General features: G+C 45.7%; 20 protein-coding genes. 4 read left to right on the top strand and 16 right to left on the bottom strand.

The features are described from left to right. Positions 1 to 22: 22 nt before the first annotated feature. Positions 23 to 1,000 (bottom strand): alpha-ketoacid dehydrogenase subunit beta, encoded by a 978-nt coding sequence (locus CES79_RS09615; RefSeq protein WP_054654676.1) that lies wholly within the window; start codon positions 998 to 1,000, stop codon positions 23 to 25. Positions 1,001 to 1,002: 2 nt separating this feature from the next. Beyond that, a complete protein-coding gene (gene pdhA / locus CES79_RS09610; RefSeq protein WP_054654759.1) occupies positions 1,003 to 2,118 on the bottom strand; it encodes a pyruvate dehydrogenase (acetyl-transferring) E1 component subunit alpha in 1,116 nt (371 codons plus the stop codon). Positions 2,119 to 2,413: 295 nt separating this feature from the next. Between pdhA and def the strand changes: the two genes are divergently transcribed. Next, a complete protein-coding gene (def, locus tag CES79_RS09605; protein WP_089137036.1) occupies positions 2,414 to 2,971 on the top strand; it encodes a peptide deformylase in 558 nt (185 codons plus the stop codon). Between the two features lie 87 nt (positions 2,972 to 3,058). Here the strand turns inward: def and CES79_RS09600 are convergent, their stop codons facing one another. Continuing rightward, entirely contained in the window at positions 3,059 to 3,571 is a 513-nt protein-coding gene (locus CES79_RS09600) for a hypothetical protein (RefSeq protein WP_054654678.1), read from the bottom strand. Between the two features lie 251 nt (positions 3,572 to 3,822). On the opposite strand from CES79_RS09600, the gene CES79_RS09595 reads away from it, so the two are divergent. The 3 genes from CES79_RS09595 to CES79_RS09585 all read left to right on the top strand — a co-directional run bounded on the left by CES79_RS09595 (position 3,823) and on the right by CES79_RS09585 (position 6,854). Continuing rightward, entirely contained in the window at positions 3,823 to 4,041 is a 219-nt protein-coding gene (locus tag CES79_RS09595; protein WP_054654679.1) for a DNA-directed RNA polymerase subunit epsilon, read from the top strand. Then, the gene (gene rnjA / locus CES79_RS09590) at positions 4,038 to 5,714 is read left to right on the top strand and encodes a ribonuclease J1 (protein WP_054654681.1); all 1,677 of its coding nucleotides are present in this window, start codon (positions 4,038 to 4,040) and stop codon (positions 5,712 to 5,714) included. The genes CES79_RS09595 and rnjA overlap by 4 nt, the downstream gene beginning before the upstream one ends. A 171-nt stretch (positions 5,715 to 5,885) precedes the next feature. Then, positions 5,886 to 6,854 (top strand): diacylglycerol/lipid kinase family protein, encoded by a 969-nt coding sequence (locus CES79_RS09585; protein ID WP_054654682.1) that lies wholly within the window; start codon positions 5,886 to 5,888, stop codon positions 6,852 to 6,854. A 109-nt stretch (positions 6,855 to 6,963) separates the two neighbouring features. On the opposite strand, the gene CES79_RS09580 is transcribed toward CES79_RS09585, so the two are convergent. The 13 genes from CES79_RS09580 to murQ all read right to left on the bottom strand — a co-directional run bounded on the left by CES79_RS09580 (position 6,964) and on the right by murQ (position 20,278). Continuing rightward, a complete protein-coding gene (locus CES79_RS09580) occupies positions 6,964 to 7,173 on the bottom strand; it encodes a hypothetical protein (protein ID WP_054654684.1) in 210 nt (69 codons plus the stop codon). 212 nt (positions 7,174 to 7,385) lie between these two features. Further along, complete coding sequence (locus tag CES79_RS09575; protein ID WP_089137035.1) at positions 7,386 to 8,468, bottom strand: C40 family peptidase; 1,083 nt, start codon at positions 8,466 to 8,468, stop codon at positions 7,386 to 7,388. A 289-nt stretch (positions 8,469 to 8,757) separates the two neighbouring features. Next, the gene (locus CES79_RS09570; protein ID WP_225362385.1) at positions 8,758 to 9,789 is read right to left on the bottom strand and encodes a DUF1002 domain-containing protein; all 1,032 of its coding nucleotides are present in this window, start codon (positions 9,787 to 9,789) and stop codon (positions 8,758 to 8,760) included. A gap of 86 nt (positions 9,790 to 9,875) precedes the next feature. Next, entirely contained in the window at positions 9,876 to 10,616 is a 741-nt protein-coding gene (locus CES79_RS09565; RefSeq protein ID WP_054654696.1) for a serine hydrolase, read from the bottom strand. Beyond that, positions 10,613 to 11,503, bottom strand: coding sequence for a C40 family peptidase (locus CES79_RS09560; protein ID WP_089137033.1), 891 nt, complete (start codon positions 11,501 to 11,503; stop codon positions 10,613 to 10,615). The genes CES79_RS09565 and CES79_RS09560 overlap by 4 nt, the downstream gene beginning before the upstream one ends. Positions 11,504 to 11,527: 24 nt before the next feature. Next, entirely contained in the window at positions 11,528 to 12,613 is a 1,086-nt protein-coding gene (locus CES79_RS09555) for a mandelate racemase/muconate lactonizing enzyme family protein (RefSeq protein ID WP_089137032.1), read from the bottom strand. A gap of 44 nt (positions 12,614 to 12,657) precedes the next feature. Continuing rightward, entirely contained in the window at positions 12,658 to 13,344 is a 687-nt protein-coding gene (locus CES79_RS09550) for a Crp/Fnr family transcriptional regulator (protein WP_054654700.1), read from the bottom strand. A gap of 143 nt (positions 13,345 to 13,487) precedes the next feature. Beyond that, positions 13,488 to 14,453, bottom strand: a complete 966-nt coding sequence (gene arcC / locus CES79_RS09545; RefSeq protein ID WP_054654702.1) for a carbamate kinase — start codon at positions 14,451 to 14,453, stop codon at positions 13,488 to 13,490. Positions 14,454 to 14,556: 103 nt separating this feature from the next. Beyond that, positions 14,557 to 15,585, bottom strand: coding sequence for an ornithine carbamoyltransferase (argF, locus tag CES79_RS09540; protein WP_089137031.1), 1,029 nt, complete (start codon positions 15,583 to 15,585; stop codon positions 14,557 to 14,559). 23 nt (positions 15,586 to 15,608) lie between these two features. Further along, entirely contained in the window at positions 15,609 to 16,844 is a 1,236-nt protein-coding gene (arcA, locus tag CES79_RS09535) for an arginine deiminase (RefSeq protein ID WP_089137030.1), read from the bottom strand. Positions 16,845 to 17,131: 287 nt separating this feature from the next. Further along, on the bottom strand, positions 17,132 to 18,151 hold the full coding sequence (gene rbsR / locus CES79_RS09530) for a ribose utilization transcriptional repressor RbsR (RefSeq protein ID WP_054654706.1): 1,020 nt from the start codon (positions 18,149 to 18,151) through the stop codon (positions 17,132 to 17,134). A 125-nt stretch (positions 18,152 to 18,276) separates the two neighbouring features. Then, positions 18,277 to 19,269 (bottom strand): aldo/keto reductase, encoded by a 993-nt coding sequence (locus CES79_RS09525; protein ID WP_054654708.1) that lies wholly within the window; start codon positions 19,267 to 19,269, stop codon positions 18,277 to 18,279. Between the two features lie 103 nt (positions 19,270 to 19,372). Beyond that, positions 19,373 to 20,278, bottom strand: a complete 906-nt coding sequence (gene murQ, locus CES79_RS09520) for an N-acetylmuramic acid 6-phosphate etherase (RefSeq protein ID WP_089137029.1) — start codon at positions 20,276 to 20,278, stop codon at positions 19,373 to 19,375. Between the last annotated feature and the right edge of the window lie 28 nt (positions 20,279 to 20,306).

Genomic DNA, 20,306 nt, shown 5'->3' with positions numbered 1-20,306 from the left:
TCACAAAATATAGTCGTTTGCATTAATAGTTCAAAATTTCGCGTGCTTTTGCTTCAATGTCGTCTGCGTTTGGAATCCAGTCGTTTTCAACTTGAGCCCAAGGGTAAACGCTATCTGGAGCAGCTACACGGCCAATTGGCGCATCCAAGTCCATAATGGCATGTTCAGCGATCTCAGCTGTAACCTGAGCACCAACACCGGCCATCTTTTGAGCTTCTTGAACGACAACTACCTTGTGAGTCTTTTCAACTGACTTGAAGATCGTATCAGTATCAATTGGTGATAATGAACGCAGATCGATCACTTCAGCTGAAATGTTTTCCTTGGCTAACTTGTCAGCAACTTTTAATGATTCATTAACTTCAGCACTGTAGGCAACAATGGTAATATCAGTACCTTCACGAGCCACTTTAGCAGTGTCTAGCGGAACGGTGTACTTGCCTTCTGGAATTTCGTCCTTCATTGAACGATATAACTTCAGGTTTTCCAAGAACAGTACTGGGTCGTTGTTTTCAACGGCTGAAATGATCATGCCTTTAGCATCGTAAGGGTTAGCAGGTGTAACAACCCGCAGACCTGGGGTACCAACGTAGTAGTTTTCAAGGTTATCGGCATGCATTTCAGCGGTATGAGTCCCACCACCAAATGGTGTCCGGACGGTGATTGGCATTGAACGCTTGCCACTAAAGCGGAAACGTTCACGTGACATTTGACCGCCTAATGAATCAACGGCTTCAAAAGTAAAGCCCATAAATTGAATTTCAGGAAGTGGACGCCAGCCAGTTGCAGCTAACCCGATTGCTAAGCCTAAAATCCCTGATTCAGCTAATGGTGTATCAAATACCCGGTCTTCACCATACTTGTCTTGCAAGCCTTGGGTCGTCCGGAACACACCACCGTTTTTACCAACATCTTCACCGAAGATCAACGTTTTAGGATCTTCGCCTAAGCATACGTCCAAACCATCGGTGATCGCTTTGATATAAGTTAATTTAGCCATGATTACTTCGACTCCTTTGCTTCGAATCTTGCAATATCAGCTTTGATTTGTGGAGTTGGTTCTTCGAACGTCGTCTTCAACATATCAACAACTGATTGCGTAGGTGTATTTTCAGCTTCTTTCATTGACTTCTTGAAGCTGTCCTTATACTCCTCAGTAAGTTTGTCTTCTTGATCTTGTGACCATAATCCTTTGTCGCCTAATACTTTACGCATTCGAATCAAAGGATCAGCATCGAACCAAGGCTTTTCTTCTTCTTTTGTCCGGTAACGGCTAGGATCATCACCAGCACTTGAGTGGGCACCATAACGATAAGTTAAGGTTTCAACTAATACTGGACCATTACCAGCAGCTGCGAAGTCACGTGCTTCTTTAGTAGCGATGTATGTTGCTAAAACATCCATCCCATCTACTTGAATAGAAGGAACACCTGATGCAACCGCTTTTTGAGCTAAGGTTTCAGCAGCCGTTTGCTTCTTACGTGGTACTGAAATTGCCCAGCCGTTATTTTGAACCATGAATACTGCAGGTGCTTGGAATGAAGATGCAAAGTTAACACCTTCGTAGAAGTCACCTTGTGAAGTACCACCATCACCGGTATAGACGAACGATACGGCATCTTTCTCGCCGTTCTTCTTGATACCTAAAGCAGCACCGGCAGCTTCAACGTATTGGGCCCCAATAATAATTTGTGGGAACCAGTTACGTTGATCGCCGTAGTCATCACCAACGGCGTTACCCTTTGACCATAAGAAGCCTTGGGTAACGGAAGCGCCGTGTTGAATTAATTCTGGCAAGTCACGATAGGCTGGGAACAGGAAGTCTTGATCTTTAAATGCTGAGACTGACCCCATTTCACTTGCTTCCTCACCATATGTCGGTGCGTAGAATCCTAACCGGCCTTGACGAGAGAAGTTCATTGTTTGTTCATGCAATGCACGTTCCCAGACCATCTTTTTCATAAAATCAACTAACTGATCATCTGAAAAAGTATCGAAAAGTTCTTGATTCACGATCTTGGCATCCTTATCAACAATCTGGAATGTCTTTTTGTATGGATCGCTCATCGTGGCTTTAATTGACGCGAAATCAATTGCTTGCCCAGTTTTCTTCGCCATAACTAACACTTTCCTTTCCGTTTGTATGCAATCAGTTTCAAAACCTCTTTCATAATTTTGAAACCGCTTGCTTTTCTCAACTACACCCTTAAATTAACACGCTTTCAGAATTCATGCAAGCCCTTTCATTACTTTTAAATCGCAAAATGGACGTAGTTGCCCACGGGTGTAAGAACCATTCTTTCTGAAAGAATGCTTGCACTTTTATTCACATTTTTTTAATTTCATTTTTGTTGCGCGATATGCTAAAATTGTTATTAAAGTACAAGTTTTTTCAATTTCGGAGGTAATTTTCGTGATTTTAATGAAAGACATCGTCAGAGACGGCGATCCTGTTCTCCGACAAGAAGCTGCTAAGGTCAGTTTTCCCCTGTCAGAGGAAGATCAAAAGTTAGCTGATGATATGATGGAATACTTAAAAGTTAGCCAAGATCCAGATTTATGCAAAAAATACGGTTTGCGTGCTGGCGTTGGGTTAGCCGCACCGCAAGTGGGCGCCTCCAAAATGATGGCGGCGGTCTTAGTCCCATCTGAAGAAGGCACTAAGTCCCCCTTTACCGACGTGATCATTAACCCCGTCATCATTAGTCATTCGGTGCAAAGCGGCGCCTTAACTGAGGGTGAGGGCTGTTTATCAGTGGACAAAGAAGTTCCAGGTTTTGTCCCCCGTCACGATAGAATTACGTTACGCTACCAAGACACCACGGGTGAAACCCATAAGGTTCGTTTGAAAAATTACCCCGCAATCGTTTGTCAGCATGAAATCGATCATCTGCACGGCATCTTATTTTACGATCATATCAACCATGACAATCCCTATGAAGTTGATGAAGGGACGATTATGTTTGAATAGTTTTCAAGCAATTGAAGACTTTTAAAAAGCAGCTTGCTGATCAGTCAAGAGACTGAACAGCAAGCTGCTTTTTTATCAGTAATTGATTTACTTTGACTTAGAAGTACTGGTCTTCGGATCCAATCGGTGCAGATCTTGGATGTATTCAATGGTGGCTTCATTAACTAGGTAAGCCACCCCCAGATGGATCCGCTTAGTGTGCCGCCAAACATCCGTCACTAAGAAAGCCGATTCGCCTGGCTGGACTGCTGAAGAAATTTGATGGTCCTGACAAAATTCCGCCAGAATGTGATTCAAGCGCTGCCTTAAAATCGGCAGCTGATCATCCGTCACCTGATCGATCAAGAGCAGATACTCAAAGGCCATGACGCCCCGGCCCCAACCGTCCGGAATGGCGCTGGCATCCAAAACGGTGGCTGGGCTGACAATAAAGTGTTCATCTGCTAACCGCTGAAGGGCTGCCTTAACGGCAACATTGGTCTGTTCTAGTGCCGTTCTCTGCGCCTTTTTAGTGTTTCGCCGCACGATCACGTGATGGATCAGCAGATATAAACCAACCGCAATGACGACAGCAATGACAATCGTTAATGTTCGGTCCATGGCAACCCCTCCTTTTCAACTTATCTTACCACAATTCATTTTTTTACTCCCATAATATACGGAAAGTTTGATGAAAGCAGGCCAGACTACGGGACTCTCCCATGAGGATACTATACAATTTTAGCCAGATATGATAATATATTAGCAACTGTTGTTCATTAACAACGAGACGTTCGGAACAAATAAAAGATCGTTTATCGATCAATGCGGTAAGTTACTGTATTTATAGAAAGGAAGTAGACAGTTTCATTATGATTTTTAAAGTTTACTATCAAGAAGACCAAATTCGTAATCCTAAACGTGAGGATACGAAGTCGCTTTACGTCGATGCTGAAACAGAAGTTGAAGCCCGTGCTTTAGTTTCTGATAACACTAAGCACAACATCGAATTCATCGAACCACTTGAGGGCAAGTTCCTTGAATATGAGCAAGAAAACCCGGACTATAAGTTGACGGAGTTCAATAAATGAAAAAGCTAAACGTCAAAAACAACGAAACAGCGATTTTTGGCGTTGGTGGTTTAGGCGAGATTGGGAAGAATACATACGGTATTCAATTTCAGGATGAGATCATTTTGATCGATGCCGGAATCAAGTTCCCTGAAGATGAGCTGCTTGGAATCGATTACGTGATCCCAGACTACCATTATCTGATTGCCAACCAGCAAAAGATCAAAGCACTGGTCATCACCCATGGTCACGAAGACCATATCGGTGGTGTGCCTTACCTATTAAAGGATTTAAATGTGCCAGTCTATGCTGGGCCACTAGCGCTTGCGTTAATCAAGAACAAATTGGACGAACACGGCTTACTTAAAACAGCTGAACTTCACGAAATTAGTGATGACACCGTTTTGAAGTTCCGAAAAACGAGTGTGGAATTTTTCCGAACAACCCACTCAATTCCCGATACTTTAGGAGTCGCTGTTCATACTCCCTCTGGCGTAATTGTCCAGACTGGGGACTATAAGTTCGATCTGACACCCGTTACGAACCAGCCGCCGGATCTTCAAAAGATGGCCCGGCTGGGAGCCGAAGGTGTGCTTTGCTTAATGTCAGACAGCACCAACGCCGAAAAACCAATTTGGACCAAGTCTGAAAAATGGGTCGGTAAATCAATTCGCCGGATCTTTGATCAGGTTGATGGCCGCATTATTTTTGCAACCTTCGCCTCCAACATTTCCCGAATGGAAACCGCCTGTGAAACGGCACTGTCCCATGGCCGTAAAATTGCAGTTTTTGGCCGAAGCATGGAAGCTGCCATCGTTAACGGTCGCGAACTGGGCTATTTGAATATTCCAGACGATGCGCTCATCGATGCCAATGAATTACATTCCATCCCCGCTAATAAGGTCATGATCCTATGTACCGGTTCTCAAGGTGAACCAATGGCTGCCCTTTCGCGGATTGCTAACGGTACCCACCGTCAGATCTCCATTCAGCCCGGCGATACCGTGATCTTTTCAAGTAACCCGATTCCTGGTAACACCATCAGTGTTAACCACGTGATCAACGAACTTGAAGAAGCCGGTGCCAACGTTATTCATGGTAAGGTCAATAACATCCATACTTCTGGCCATGGTGGTCAAGAAGAACAGAAGTTAATGCTGCGCTTGATGAAGCCGAAGTACTTCATGCCAATTCACGGTGAATACCGGATGCTTAAGATCCACACCGAATTAGCTGAACAATGCGGCGTGCCGAAAGACCATAGTTTCATTATGGAAAACGGTGATGTGTTAGCCCTAACAAAAGATTCCGCCAGAATTGCTGGTCACTTCACTGCTGGTGATGTTTACATCGACGGCAGCGGTATCGGTGATATTGGTAACGTGGTCTTACGTGACCGCCAATTACTTTCTGAAGAAGGTTTAGTGGTGGTTGTCGCAACCATCAATCTGAATGATAAGATCATTCAGGCTGGTCCGGATCTGCTGTCACGCGGCTTTGTTTACATGCGTGAATCCGGCGAACTGCTGAACGAAGGCCGTCGCCTAGTGTTCTCCACCATCCGTCGGGCAATGCGTTCCAAGAAGGCCAATGAAGCCTCCATTCGCAACGCCATCATTGATGACCTGCAGAACTTCTTATACGAGAAGACTGAACGTCACCCAATGATTTTACCAATGTTAATTATGGATTAAACCCGTAATACCAAACAGGTCAACTACTCTTTGAAGTAGCTGACCTGTTTTTGTTAGTCTTCACCATATTTTAACCAAATCTTAGCACTTCAATATAGCTCCCACATACAAATTCGGCTATAATAAGAAAGTATGATTTTTGTAAGCTTAAGCTATTGGAGGATGAGCTAGGTGTCTGTTAGTTACTACATCATTTTAAATGAGTTTGCCGGTGGCGGCAGCGTGAAAAAGCTCTGGCCAGAAATCAAGGCGGTCTTAGATGAACGTCACGTGGATTATGAAGTCGCGCAATCGACTTACTCCGGTCATGCTCAGCTTTTATCAAATCAATTTGCTAAAGCCCATGCCGATGATACACCTACCAAACAGCCCCGCTTTGTGGTTTTAACAATTGGCGGTGATGGGACGCTCCATCAGGCTCTCACTGGCCTCGTTGAAGCTAACTTAGAGCACCCAATTCCAGTGGCTTCTCTGCCGGTTGGCTCAGGCAATGATTTTGCCAGGGGCATCAAAATGGCTAAGAACTGGCACGCGGCCCTTGACCAGATTTTAAACTGTACCGCCGAAAATTGGCTCACAATCGGGTCTTACTTTGATACTAATAAACAGGCCCAGGGGGTCTTCACAAACAACGTTGGCATTGGTTTTGACGCTGCTGTGGTCACCTCTGCTAATAGTGCCCCGTCCAAGGGAATTTTGAATCGCCTGCACGCCGGCACGCTCAGTTATCTGGCTGCCATCATTGGTGTCTTTTATAACCAAGAAGCCTTTCCGCTGACGGTCCATATTGGCCAGCACCGGGATATTTATCCCCATGCCTACCTCGTAACCGTTACGAACCACCCCTACTTCGGTGGCGGTGTCAAGATTGCTCCGTCTGCCTCTGTCAGTGATCCCAACCTCGATTTAATCGTGATTGAGAAGGCCAATATTTTTAAGTTGCTCTTTATATCATTAATGTTATCAATGGGTAAGCATTTAAAACTCAAATCCGTTCATCACTATCATGAAAATAAACTGCATTTGATCGTCCCTTCTATAGAGTATGGTCAAATTGATGGTGAAGACATGGGTGGCCGATACTGGGATACCTACTTTGAAACCAAGCAGTATCCATTCTGGATCGACCCGACGATTTAACTTGCAGCATTTAATTTTACCAAACAAAAACGACACTAACAGTCACTTAACTGTTAATGTCGTTTTTTAGTCCTCATTCAATTTTTTGACAGAATCACTCAAATTCAACTTAATCTTCTGAAGCAGCCATGGCTTCAAGAATCATGTTTAGATAGTCACACTTAGCTGAAAGCTTTTGCATCTGTCGGCCATATTTCGGCTCGATAGTAATCGTCTCGTGATGACACGGTTCAACCTGTCGAGCTTCCGTGGCCTTTAATTCATCTAATTGCTCATTTACTTGCCGATATTCGGTGAGGATCTCTGAACGATTACTCATCAGTTACACGCCTTCTTAGTTACAAAATAAGTTTAAGTATTTTTAAAACAAGAATGACTATAACACCAAATTTCAGGTTTGTGAACCATAATTTGCAAGAAAATTTTTAGTGGCTTACCAGATTAAAATTAGCTAAAAAACTAAAAATAAAACCAAAATAAAAAGACCCGAACGCTATCAGCAGACTTCGAGCCTCAAGAAATTCATTTTAATTAGCCGTTTACAGTACCCGCAAAACTTGGTTTGAAGTACGGGTTAATGGATTGAATCTGAACGTTTTCACCAGGTTCTGGCGCAGCGACATACTGGTTGTTGCCAATGTAAATCGCAACGTGGTAAGTAGCGCCTTTACGACCCCAAAATAGAAGATCGCCAGGAGTAGCTGAACCAACAGAATGTGCCGAAACGTGTGACTCTTGGGCAACTGTATTATGTGGTAAAGTCGTTCCCGTAGTATGTGCGTAAACGTAACTGGTAAAGCCGGAGCAATCCATTCCCCTAAGTGAGGATCCACCCCAAGAATACGGAATCTTTTCCGAAGCTAATTTGACCGCGTAGCTCGTCACCGAAGTTACTGGTGCACCAGCTGCATCAGCCTTAACGGTCTTCTTGGCCTTAGGAACTTTGTTGACAGCCGTCTTTTTAGTGGCTGTCTTAGGTGTCTTAATCGCCGTTGTTTTTTTAGTGACCGCGTTTACCGTTTGCTTTTTAACGGGTGTCTTCTTAACGGCGGTAACAGCAGCAGTCTTCTTAGTCTGTGCTGCAGTTCCCCTGATCGTTAATTTTTGACCAACGTAAAGCGCGTTAGTGCTCAAATGGTTGATGGCCCTTAACTGACTGGCCGTCATGCCATATTTGGCACTAACTTTGTTCAGCGTGTCCCCTGACTTCACTTTGTATGTAGAGGCTGAGGCTGTTGTCTTAGGTGCTGCTACGTGACGTGTAACACCGGCTTTAGTCGTAACTGGCGCTTTCTTAACGGTTGTCTGCTTAACGGTTGTCTGTTTTACATTTGACGTTTGCTGTGTCGTTGCTTGCTTCACAGGTGTTGTTTTAGTAACTGAAGACCCTAAAACAATTCTTTGACCTGCAAAAATCGTATCTTTCTGTAGATGATTAGTTTTTTCAATCGAACTAACTGATACACCATACTTGTTGGCGAGTTTCCAAACTGTGTCGCCAGACTGGACAGTTACCGTTTTAGCGCTGGCTTGAAGTGGCCCTGCCATGAATAATCCGGCAGCCCCAATAACGCCAGCGGTGATGATTTTGGTCGTTGTGTGTTGTTTTCCCAAATCAGATCACCCCTCCTAATTAATCTTCTTGTGAATGCGCTTTTACAGAAATTACATGTTCATAGTACCACACTTTCTAAAAATTCAGCAAAAAAGTTTAAGATTTTCTTGCGATGGGCAATTAGACAATTAATTGATAACGGTCATCCATACTGTAACAACGCGCTTTATAAGGCTTTGTAACATACAAAAAAACTAGTTGCTATTCTCATGAATATCAGCAACTAGTTAGTTTTTATTGATTATTGAATTACTTTTTGCTTAATAAACCGGCTTATTCCGGCTTAATTTAGAACAAATTACTAAAGAAATTGACGATTGCCTGCCAAATTCTGCTGAGGGTCCCCATAATGCCGCTGGTGTCCGCATTACTAGCAAAATCCCTTAACTGCGCCATTTTGTTACCTACCGAATTACTGATGTTACTAGCAACTTGTTTGGCATTATCCACGTAGCTTGAGGTTCCTGAAACGGGCGCTTTTTGAACGTTCCCCAACGCGATCACGATGTTATTGACTACGTTAGTTGGCGTTTGCGACTGAATGCCCTGTTTAGCTAAGGCATCATCCAGCATCTGTCTGATGTCTTCTTTAGTCGCGTACTGATTATCCCTTTGCCGCTGTTTAGCTAAGTCGGATGAAACGTTACCAACGGCTGCCATTAATTTCCCAGGATATTTTTTATCACCCTTATTTTGGTTAATTGCTGGTTGGGTGGCATCCATGATGCCATTAGCAGCCTGGGTGTTTTGCTGATTCAACGTTAAGCCATCCGCAGCCAAGGCCTTATAGACACCGGTTAAAGCCGATTCACCAGAAACGGTTTTATCAGCCGTCACCGTAATGATCACGTCTTTGACTCCAGCCATGGTAGCCACCATCGCATACTGCTGTGACGTCACTTGAGTGATATTATTTTGCCCGTTATACGGCGCAATGTTGACCTTAACGCCCGTCCCGGGGTCGGCTGGTGCTAATGACACGGAACTGATCATGCTGGCATCACTCGTTCCAGCCGAATTAATATAAGTGGCATAATCAGATCCCGTAACGGTCAAACTTTGATAGTTTGATTGCACAGCCAACGCCTTTGAAACGGCATCTTTATCCTCAGAAGCTAGACCTGAACCATAAACGACATAGGGTTTTGACAAGGCTTTAGTCTGCACCGCCTGTCCTGAGTCAGCGTTCGCGGAATCCGAACTTTCAGAACTCGCTGGCACGTCAGCGTTACTATCGGCCAGTGCCCGAACTGGCACGCCAGCCCCCAACAGAAGTAATAATGCAGCGCTGATCAAACTCAACCGAATTGCTTTTTTCATCATGAAATCCTCATTTCATATAGGTTAATCCTAGTGTAGCACGCCCAATAACGGGGCTGAATACTTAGTCCAACCTTTTAATGAATTCATAAGGCACGGTAGATCAACTGGCCAATCTCCGCCATCATTGAGATCACTGCTAGCCGATCTGTAAAGCCATCCGTTAAAACAGCAACGTCAATCGACTGACCATTTTTAGAAAACCGCGCGACATCGTGGTCAACGAACGGGCCCTCACCGGTCTTATTATAGATTTGAACGTCCGTGGCGGTTTCATCCATTGTTAATGGTAATTTACCACGAAACTGCTGGTTTAAAAACCAGTTTCGCGTCTGCGGAAAGGTCTTCAAGAGGTACCGAAAAAGCCGCAGTGCATCGGCCGCTGAAATCACATTTTCACGCCCATCTTTGACCGCTGCTGTATCCATTAATCGGCGTTGCAACTGCGTCTCCTGATAGTTATTTTGGGCTAACCACTGATTGATTGTCGCCATCGATAAATGGTCGATCATCACATTAGCAGCATAGTTGTCAGAAACGGTGATCATTAATTTTAATAGATCTTTGATCGTCCACTCGGGCTGATCCAGTAATTGCAGCACGCCTGCGCCACCAACTTGCGGTGTGTTTGAAACGTCGATCACCTGGTCAAGATCCTCCTGACGATTTAATTGGGTCGCCAAAATAGCTAGTTTGATCACTGAAGCTGCCGGCAGCTGTTCATGGTCAAGATGACTGTAAAATAGCTCGTTTGTATGATACATACAAATCGAAATAGGCTCTTTGTAAGCTGCAATTATCAAATCAAGTTCTGCTTTCAGGCTCATTGCCAATACCTTCTTGCAGCCACAAATTCTGGTGCGTAACGCATCTCAGTTAATTTCGCAATATCGACCTGTTTACCAGGTGTACGTGACTGAATCATCTGGCCGTTGCCAATATACATTCCGACGTGATGCACAAATCCCTTACCGTGTTCATAGGCAAAAAACAGGAGATCACCTGGCAGTAAATTTTCTGGTTTAACTGGCTGACCGCTGTTTCGCTGATCATCAGCATCTCTTGGAATCTGAATACCCAGCACACGATGCAAAGTATACATGAAGCCCGAGCAGTCAAACCCGTATGGGGAGATGCCTGCCCAGAGATAACGAAGGCCTAAAAATTGGTGCGCCATGGCAACCATTTTGTCACCAGCCGTTTCGCCGTCTGCGTGAACCAGCGTACTATCGGCAGCCACATAGCCGTCTCCAAACGGCGTGGCAACCCGTAGTAAATGACCTTCTTCTGCGACCTTGGTTAATGCCGTCCCCATCACAAGGTCAAGCTGGGGTTGGTGCTGGTCATCGTAAAGGGTCGTAAACGGGACGGTAATATGAACGATCGGCCCTTCAGCCGAATACGTTACGGGCGCGGTCGACAAAAGTTTTGTCGGCAACCAGCCAATGTAGCCTCGTTCATCCGCGTCGTCAGTCTGAGTGGTCAAATAAACTTTTGCCCACTCACCTGCAATACTATCAATCATCACTTCGTCATTAAAAACTGCTTGTGTCTCCAGTCGCTTAGCATCACATAAATCAATGGTCTGCGCCGTGGTCATCTGAGCTACCCACTGTTTGGTCTGACCATCGAGGGCTAACTGATCGATTTTTCGTGGTGCTTTAGGACTAGTCCACAACGTTGCTACAGGAACTATTACTCGTCTTGTTTCCATCCGCTCACCCCTAATTGCTGTTAATTACTTTGTCTGAAACTGAATTCCTAATCCACTTTCGCTAGGAATCGTGATCTCTGAACCCGCATGCGTAATGCCACCAGTTGTGGGCTGTTTAGTAAACATCATGGCCGCATCCAAATCATAATATTGAATGTTGCTTTTGGCAGCTGCCATCTCCGCAGCGGCAGTGACTGAAACTTGCGATTCGATCATACTGCCCACCATGCAGGGAACACCAAAGACTTCCGCAAGCGTATTGATCTTCAGGGCGTTATCAATCCCGCCCGCCTTCATAAGCTTGAGATTAATAATATCACAACCGTCCATTTTTAGTAATCGCAACGCATCCTTAACCGAAAAGATACTTTCATCCGCCATAATCGGGGTATCGGTATGCGCGGTCACGTAAGCCATGCCTTCAAAATCATCGGCTGGTACTGGCTGTTCTACTAACTCAATCGCCAGACCATCCGTAGCCATTTGATTGATCATTTTAGCGGCCTGCTTTTTACGCCAGCCCTGGTTGGCATCCAGCCGAATCTTAACGTCTGGACCCACCGCATCCCGAATAGCGCGAACTTGTTTGAGATCTTCAAAGGGTGATTGACTGCCAACCTTAACTTTTAAGGTGTTAAACCCTGCCGCCACTAATTGTTTGGCGTGACGCACCATTTCTGCTGCGGTACCAACGCTGACCGTATAATCGGTAGCTACCGTTTGGCGATAACCGCCCAGCCATTGTGATAAGGAAACCCCATAGTGCTGCGCCAGTAAATCATTCACTGCAATGTTGACCGCTGCTTTCGGACTGTGATTGCCAACTAAGGCCGTATCAATTAGCTGTTTGACCCGTTCAGGCTGGTTCAACGATGCGCCAATTAATTTCGGTGCGATCACCTGCTCGATGGCGTACCGAATACTGGCAGAGGTGTCTCCCGTGATTGGTGCTGTGGGTGCCGCTTCGCCTAAACCCACAACTCCATCCGAATCCGTCATTTTCACAATCAGACTCTCGGCCGTCGTCACGGTTCGTAAGGCCGTTTTAAACGGTGATTTTAACGGTACTGCAATTGGAAAGGTTTCAATTTTTTTAATTTTCAATGACATGACATTGCCCCTAATCTTTATAATCTTAAATCCATTTCCCCTGATCAAATGGTTAAATCATGGGGGTCAAAACGAAAACGCTTCTTATTATAGGTTAATTTACCGGCAACTTCTAATTTGGTCACCACTTGCCCAGCGGTCTCACGCGTGGTGCCGCTTAACCGGGCCAATTCGATCAGCGTGATCGGATAAGGAATCAAAACATCGCCCTCTGGTGTCTGCTCACCCATATCCGTGCCAAAAATACTCAGCGCCTGAATCACCCTGCTAGTCGCACTGGAAGTCACTAATTTCTGCAGCCGGTTTTCCATCTGGTCCAGCAAGCGGCTCATTTGACTGATCACTTGACGGGTCACCAGCGGGTTTAAGGCAACGATGGCTTCAAAGCTCGTCATGGACACTGACGCGATCGTAATTGCCGTTAACGCTGTCGCCGTGTAGGGATAGTCCGCATCCGTGTACAGACCGCGGTAAGGAAACCCTTTAATGGCTTTAACGTAATTAATGAATGAAAAATTACCGGTTTCATCCTGCCGTTCCAAGCGCACCACACCCTTGATCACGTAATAAAACCGTTGCCGCGAGTCCCCGTGGTCAAACAATACCTGGCCCTTCGGATAAGTTTTAACGTTGAGATCATGCGTCAGTTTGGTAAATTCAGCCTCAGTAAACTCACGAAATTCAGGTAACTGACGCAAATAATGACGGTAGGTATCCTCCGATTGCAGCATGACTCCGGCTCCTTTCTTAACTGGCTTATATTATACGCCAAATGGGGTTAAATTTAAGTTTCATCAGTTAATTACGGGTTAAAATTACATAAAAATAACCTCATGATCATTCAAATAACTGATCATGAGGCTATCGTATTCTCTTAAACGTTTGTCTCCACGTTCACGGCTGAAATAACGGTTCCAGAACCCGTTTCAATAAATTGCCCCAGGTTAGTCAGTGACGTGATCACCGCTTGTCCCTCTGGGCGATGGGTCACAAATTCAATGGCTGCTTCCACTTTTGGCAGCATACTGCCAGCGGCGAACTGGCCGTCAGTAATGTGCTGCTGCAATTCATCGACCGAAACTGCCGTCAGCTGCTGCTGTTTGGGGGTATTAAAGTTCACGTAAACGTGATCCACTGCCGTTAAAATGATCAACTGGTCAGCACCCACCCGTTCGGCTAACTTTTCTGAAGCGAAATCTTTATCGATCACCGCCTCGCAGCCGATTAGCTCATGACCATGCCGGATAACGGGGACGCCACCGCCACCAGCTGCAATGGGAATAATGCCCGCGTTGACCAGCTGATTGACGGCGCCGGCTTCCACCACACCGATGGGCCGCGGTGACGGCACTACCCGCCGATAGCCCCGGCCGGCATCTTCCACAAACTGAAATTCGGGATTGGCACTTTGAATATCAGCCACTTCTTTTGAGGTATAAAAGGGCCCAATTGGCTTCGTTGGCGTATCGAAGGCCGGATCATTTTCATCAACAACGACTTGGGTCACCACCGTTGCCACATCCATTTCAATCCCCAGATCAGCTAGTTCGGCAGCCATGGCATTTTGCAGCCAGTAGCCGATACTGCCCTGGGTCATGGCAACCGCGGTATCTAACGGCATGGCCGGATTATCCGGTGTGTTGCCAGCCACTTGCTGCAGTAATAGATTACCGACCTGAGGCCCATTACCGTGCGAAATAATCAGCGAATCACCCTGCTGAATAAATTTAACCAGGTATTTAGCGGTTTCTCTTAAAGCGCGCTGTTGCGCTTGGGCACTGGCATCACTTGCTAAAATCGCGTTGCCGCCGAGTGCCACCACAATTTTTCGTGCTGTCATGGGAAATCATCCTTTCTGTCAAGGTGTCTGCTGAAAAATAAAAAGGGCGCTGAGCAAAACAACTGAATGTTTCGCCTAAGCCCCCTAAAGTCGACTAATCAGCTTATACTTTTGGAATAAATAAGTCGCCTAACGTTGCTGCCATCATGGCTTTGATGGAATGCATCCGGTTTTCAGCTTCTTCAAACTGCCGGGCGTATTTGCTGCGGAATACTTCGTCCGTAATTTCCATTTCAGTCAAGCCGTACTTCTCTTGAATTTCTTTACCATAATCAGTGGTCGTATCATGGAAAGCTGGCAGACAGTGCATCACGATCAATTGATCATCTGGGGTGTCCGTCTTCTTCAAAGCTGCCATGTTGACTTGGTAAGGTTTCAGTAAATTGATCCGTTCTTGCCAGTTGTTTTCACCCATGGATACCCAAACGTCGGTGTAAACAATGTTGGACCCCTTCAGGCCTTCATCCAGATCATCCGTGATCAGCAATTTCGCGCCTGAGTCCTTCGCAAACCCGTTGGCCAGATCCTGAATCTCTTGGGCTGGGTGTAATTCGTTAGGCGCCACGATGTGGATGTTGACCCCCAGGATTGCACCGGTAACTAGCAGGGAATTGGCCATGTTGTTCCGGCCATCACCCATATAAGTCAACGTCAGTCCCTTGAGATGACCAAAGTTTTCCTTCACGGTCATGAAGTCGGCCAGCATTTGGGTTGGGTGCCATTCATCCGTTAACCCGTTCCAAACTGGTACCCCGGAGAATTCGGCTAACTGTTCCACGACTTTTTGACTAAAGCCCCGGAATTCGATGCCGTCAAACATGCTGCCAAGCACCTTAGCCGTATCTTCAACCGATTCTTTTTTACCTAACTGAATATCGTTAGCGCCTAAGAATTCTGGGTGCGCCCCAAGGTCAATTGCCGCGGTGGTAAATGCTGAACGTGTCCGGGTCGAGTTCTTTTCAAACAGTAACGCAATGTTCTTTCCTTCCAGGTAATGATGCGGCACGCCCGCTTTTTTAAGGGCCTTTAGATGCAGTCCAAAGTCAATCAAATAGTTCAATTCAGCGGCACTAAAATCTTTTTCGGCCAGCACTGACCGTCCTTGAAAAACGCTATTTTTAAATTCTTTCATGATAATAGCTCCTTTTTGTTAGATTATAGATCTTCCCGTACCAGCGGCATACTCATGCATCTTGGGCCGCCACGTCCCCTTGAAAGTTCGCTGGACAGAACTTCCAGAACTTTCAGTCCATGTTCACGGAGTACCTGATTTGATACGTAGTTTCTATTATAGGTTACCACAACTCCCGGAGCAATCGCCAATGTATTCGAACCATCATTCCATTGTTCCCGGTCAGCAATCAGGGGGTCACCGCCACCGGTCGGAATGAGGTCGATCTCAGCTAACCCCAGCACGTCTTTTAACACTTGTTTGAGGTCTGAATGGTGGTTAACGTGCAGGTCACCAGTTTGATCTTCGGTAATGGTCCACGTATCGATTTGACCGCCTTCACCCAAGATTCCCGGATGAACGGTAAATTGATCGTGGTTGATCATCGTAAACACCGTGTCTAAGTGCATCATGGCGTGATTATGCGGGATCCGAATGGCCAGTACCTTTTCAAACCCGCTCTTTCTTTCAAATAACCGGCGCGCGATATCTTCAATGGCACCAGCTGAAGTCCGTTCTGACACTCCAATGGCGATCACGGTGTCGCTGAGCACTAATTCATCGCCACCTTCGATTCGTCCTGGCTGATCACGGTCCCGCCAAACGTGCAGGCCCTGATCAGCAAACCGTGGGTGATAGTTAATGATCGTTTCCATAAAGAAGGATTCACGCTGCCTTGCTGGGAAGGTCATGTGATTGATACTGAGGCCGTCGCCTAACGAAGCTGCCGGGTCACGGGTGAAGTACAGGTTAGGCATTGGATCTAAGTAGAACGGATAATCCTGTTCCTCAGCCGCACTCACCAGGTCGCGCGGTACGAAGTCCAATTCGTTTTTCCGTACGCCAGCCATGAGTTTGATCACCATTTCAGTTGTTGTCATACTTAATAGGTAGTCTTCGAGTTCACGATGAATAATACCAGCTGCATAACCGGATTCAGTTAACATCTTGTCCAAAAAGGCGGTTTTGACTGCTGGACCGCCAGCATCTAACGCTTCCACCACTAAGTTTTCTAAATATAACACTTCAGCGCCGTTCGCTCTTAGTGTGTCAGCAAAATTATCGTGTTCTTTTTGCGCAATGGGTAGGTAAGGAATGTCATCAAATAAGAGCCTTGGCATCATCTCAGGGGTAAAGTTTTCCACCTCTGCACCAGGGCGTTTCAGCATCACAACGTCAAGTTTGCCGATTTCTGATGTTACATGAATTGGTTTGGTCATGGTAGTTACCTCCTATCTCTTTTAGACATCTTAATCATACGGTTAACTGGCACCGGTTTCATCGAATGCTTCACAGTTAAAATGCCAAGGATTTCACATTTTTAAGTCTGTCTGATTATTGCCAAAAAAATATGCAAAAAAACGTTCTATTTGAGCCTTATCAGCTTAAATATACACGTTCTTTTGCATATTATTAGAATATTAAAATTAGATTAAATATCGTTTAGTCCTTATATATAAGGATATTCGCACTTTAATCACTATTAATTCATATTTGTTTCACATTTTTACTGTATATCATCAGCAATTAATTTGACACTGTCCCGGGCCACTAATTCCAGCGGTAACTGCTTATCCTGATGGGCCAATCTGGGATTATGCAGCCGCTCGATCAACAGTTTAGTGGCGACCTGCCCCATTTCAAATGCCGGCTGGTGAATCGACGTCAGCTTAGGCGTGACAAAATTCGCCAGATCAATGTCATCGTAGCCCATCACGGACAGATCATCGGGCACCTTCAGCCCCCGTTCAGAAAGCCCGCGATAAAGACCGATCGCCATCTCATCGTTAATGCAAAAGACCGCGGTGGGCTTTTTCGCTAGTAACTCCGCCGTGGCTTGATAGCCGCCTAACTTCGTCATTGACGTCTGAACCACCATCTCATCAGGCAGTGTTGCTCGATACTTAGCCATACCGGCCCGAAAACCGCTGATTCGCTGCTGAATATTATGGGTAATGGTTTCGCCGGCCAGTAAGGCAATTTTACGGTGGCCCTGCGACAGCAAATAGTTCGCCGCCATTTGACCGCCCTTATAATCATCGACCCAGACCCGGTCTCCAATCTGCGCATCATTTTGATCAAACAGTAGATAAGGAATCCCGTTACGGGTCAGGATGCGATCAATATCGTTGGCATCCAACGTAGCACTGGCAATAATCAGACCATTTGCTGCCCGTTTGATCAATTCTTCAAGGTACATACTTTGCAGTCTCTGGTTCTGGTTGGCATCGAAGATAATGGGCACAAAGTGGTTCGACTGAGCGACCTGCTGAATGCCCTTAATAAACATACTAAAAAACGGGTTGGCTAAGTTGGGGATCAGCACCCCAATAGTTTGAGTGGACCCCATAATTAAATTACGGGCGTTAAAATCTGGCACGTACCCCAACTGTTTTTGTAATTTAAGGACCCGCGCACGGGTATCGCTGCTAAACCGATCGCCCTTACCATTAAGAATTTGTGAAACCGTGGTTACCGATACCCCGGCAGCTTCCGCTAGATCCCGAATTGTCACTTTTTGTGCCACAACGTCCTCCTTACCGCAACTCGCCTGTATGAAAACGGTCGCCCATGATTTAAATCGTTAACATTAAACTATGTAATAAATCCCCCATTTCGATAACACGAAAATGGGGGGGTAATTCGCTTTAATTAGCCTTTAATAATAGAATTGATCTTGGTTAATTCATCAGCAGAGAAACGAATGTTTTGAACGGCTTTCAGGTTATCTTCCAAATGGGACACCTTTGAAGCCCCCGTAACGACACTAACAACGACGGGATCCTTTAATAACCAGGCTAAAGACATTTGAGCTAGCGTCTGATCACGATTCTTTGCCATTTCGTTTAACTGGTTTAACTTGGCAGTCACTTTAGCACGGCCTTGATCCATGACCTCAGTACTGCTCCAGTGAATCTGAAAATCTTCTGGAATACCGCCTAAATATTGATTCGTCAGCAATCCTTCAGCTAAGGGACCATAGGCAACCATCCCGAGGTTATTGGCTTTCAGTGTATCCAGTACACCGTTGTCTTCAACTTCGCGGTTTAACATATTGTAGGATAACTGATTGACCACGAATGGTGTGTGCAGTTCCTTGAAAGTCTTCATAATGGCCTTAGTTTGAGCATCATTATAGTTAGAGATTCCAACGTATAAGGCTTTACCTGCCCGAACTAGACTGTCCAAAGCTTCCGCCGTTTCAGCTGGATCAGTGTTTGGATCTGGACGATGACTGTAATAGATATCAACATAGTCCAGCCCCATCCGTTTCAAGCTGCTATCAAGCGCGTTGATCAGCGTCTTACGGGAACTCATTTCACCATAAGGCCCTGGCCACATGTGATAGCCGGCTTTAGTGGTGATCACCAGTTCATCACGGTACGGCTTCAAATTAGCCTGATAAACTTGGCCGAAGAGCCGTTCAGCTGCACCTGATCCGGGACCATAATTATAAGCTAAATCAAAACTAAAAATACCACTATCAAATGCTTTTAAAATAACCTTTTCACTGTCAGAATAGTTGGCGTCATCCCCGAAACTGTGCCACATTCCAAAGGACACTGCAGGTAACTGCAGGCCCTTGTTGCCGGCACGACGAACGGGCATCCGACCATCGTAACGATTTTCATCCGCTGCATACATATGAGTGATTCTCCTTCTCTTATAAATTGGTACATATCAATTTTAAAAGGAGAACGACACCCGGTCAAGGGGAAAACCATGTGAATCTGAAGCTAGCTGTTTATTAGGATTGCAAGCTGAGCTTCACCGCATCGCTGACGTGGCCGCCAGCTTGTTTCAATAACGCTTTAGCTTCAGCAATCGTTCCCTTAGTTTCAATCAATAGAATTGCCAACGGCACGTTATTATCCGCGCGATCCAACGCTCTTTCGGCAGCCAGCGTTGACGTCTGTGTAGCGGCCGCGATGATCCGCTTTGCCCGCCGTTTAGTTTTTTCGTTAGTGGGTACCACGTTGATCATCAGATTTTGATAGACTTTACCAGAACGGATCATAATGCCACTAGAGATCATGTTTAAAATCATTTTTTGCGAAGTCCCGGCCTTCATGAGCGTGGCCCCGGTGATCACTTCCGGTCCCACGATCGGGCAAATTGCCACATCGGCGTTGTGTTCCAAAGGACTGTCAGTTACACAGGCAACGGCAATGGCCAACGCACCGACCTGCTTGGCATAGTGCAAAGCTGCCACGGTATAAGGCGTCGCACCACTGGCGGCGATACCGATCACAATGTCTTTTTTATTGAGCGTGACTTTTTTCAAATCATTTTCCGCTGCTTCGGTTGAATCTTCTACCCCTTCCAGGGTGTGAAACATGGCGTCTGGGCCACCAGCGATGATGCCAAAGGTCTGAGACTCTTCCAGCCCATAAGTCGGCCGTAATTCCGTTGCATCAAGAACCCCTAACCGACCAGAAGTTCCGGCACCGATGTAGATCAACCGGCCGCCATTGTCGAAACGGGTCGTTGCCAAATTAATGGCTTCCGAGATCTGTGGTAACTGCTTTTGAACCGACCGACCAACCCGCTGGTCCTCACGGTTAATAATTTCGACCATATCTTCCGTATCAACTTGATCAATATGGGTGGAATGCCGATTACGCTGCTCAGTTAATAAATCTTCAAAGTTCATGTCAAAACCTCAACTTTCATCGCCTAAC

Source organism: Secundilactobacillus silagei JCM 19001 (assembly GCF_002217945.1).
GTDB lineage: Bacteria > Bacillota > Bacilli > Lactobacillales > Lactobacillaceae > Secundilactobacillus > Secundilactobacillus silagei.
This window is presented reverse-complemented; position numbering and strand designations above follow the sequence as displayed.

Bases quoted from the DNA above. Each gene is read 5' to 3' on its own strand.
- CES79_RS09615 (WP_054654676.1), bottom strand. From the start codon at position 1,000: ATGGCTAAATTAACTTATATCAAAGCGATCACCGATGGTTTGGACGTA.
- pdhA (WP_054654759.1), bottom strand. From the start codon at position 2,118: ATGGCGAAGAAAACTGGGCAAGCAATTGATTTCGCGTCAATTAAAGCC.
- CES79_RS09600 (WP_054654678.1), bottom strand. From the start codon at position 3,571: ATGGACCGAACATTAACGATTGTCATTGCTGTCGTCATTGCGGTTGGT.
- CES79_RS09595 (WP_054654679.1), top strand. From the start codon at position 3,823: ATGATTTTTAAAGTTTACTATCAAGAAGACCAAATTCGTAATCCTAAA.
- rnjA (WP_054654681.1), top strand. From the start codon at position 4,038: ATGAAAAAGCTAAACGTCAAAAACAACGAAACAGCGATTTTTGGCGTT.
- CES79_RS09580 (WP_054654684.1), bottom strand. From the start codon at position 7,173: ATGAGTAATCGTTCAGAGATCCTCACCGAATATCGGCAAGTAAATGAG.
- CES79_RS09570 (WP_225362385.1), bottom strand. From the start codon at position 9,789: ATGAAAAAAGCAATTCGGTTGAGTTTGATCAGCGCTGCATTATTACTT.
- CES79_RS09565 (WP_054654696.1), bottom strand. From the start codon at position 10,616: ATGAGCCTGAAAGCAGAACTTGATTTGATAATTGCAGCTTACAAAGAG.
- CES79_RS09560 (WP_089137033.1), bottom strand. From the start codon at position 11,503: ATGGAAACAAGACGAGTAATAGTTCCTGTAGCAACGTTGTGGACTAGT.
- CES79_RS09555 (WP_089137032.1), bottom strand. From the start codon at position 12,613: ATGTCATTGAAAATTAAAAAAATTGAAACCTTTCCAATTGCAGTACCG.
- CES79_RS09550 (WP_054654700.1), bottom strand. From the start codon at position 13,344: ATGCTGCAATCGGAGGATACCTACCGTCATTATTTGCGTCAGTTACCT.
- arcC (WP_054654702.1), bottom strand. From the start codon at position 14,453: ATGACAGCACGAAAAATTGTGGTGGCACTCGGCGGCAACGCGATTTTA.
- argF (WP_089137031.1), bottom strand. From the start codon at position 15,585: ATGAAAGAATTTAAAAATAGCGTTTTTCAAGGACGGTCAGTGCTGGCC.
- arcA (WP_089137030.1), bottom strand. From the start codon at position 16,844: ATGACCAAACCAATTCATGTAACATCAGAAATCGGCAAACTTGACGTT.
- CES79_RS09525 (WP_054654708.1), bottom strand. From the start codon at position 19,269: ATGTATGCAGCGGATGAAAATCGTTACGATGGTCGGATGCCCGTTCGT.
- murQ (WP_089137029.1), bottom strand. From the start codon at position 20,278: ATGAACTTTGAAGATTTATTAACTGAGCAGCGTAATCGGCATTCCACC.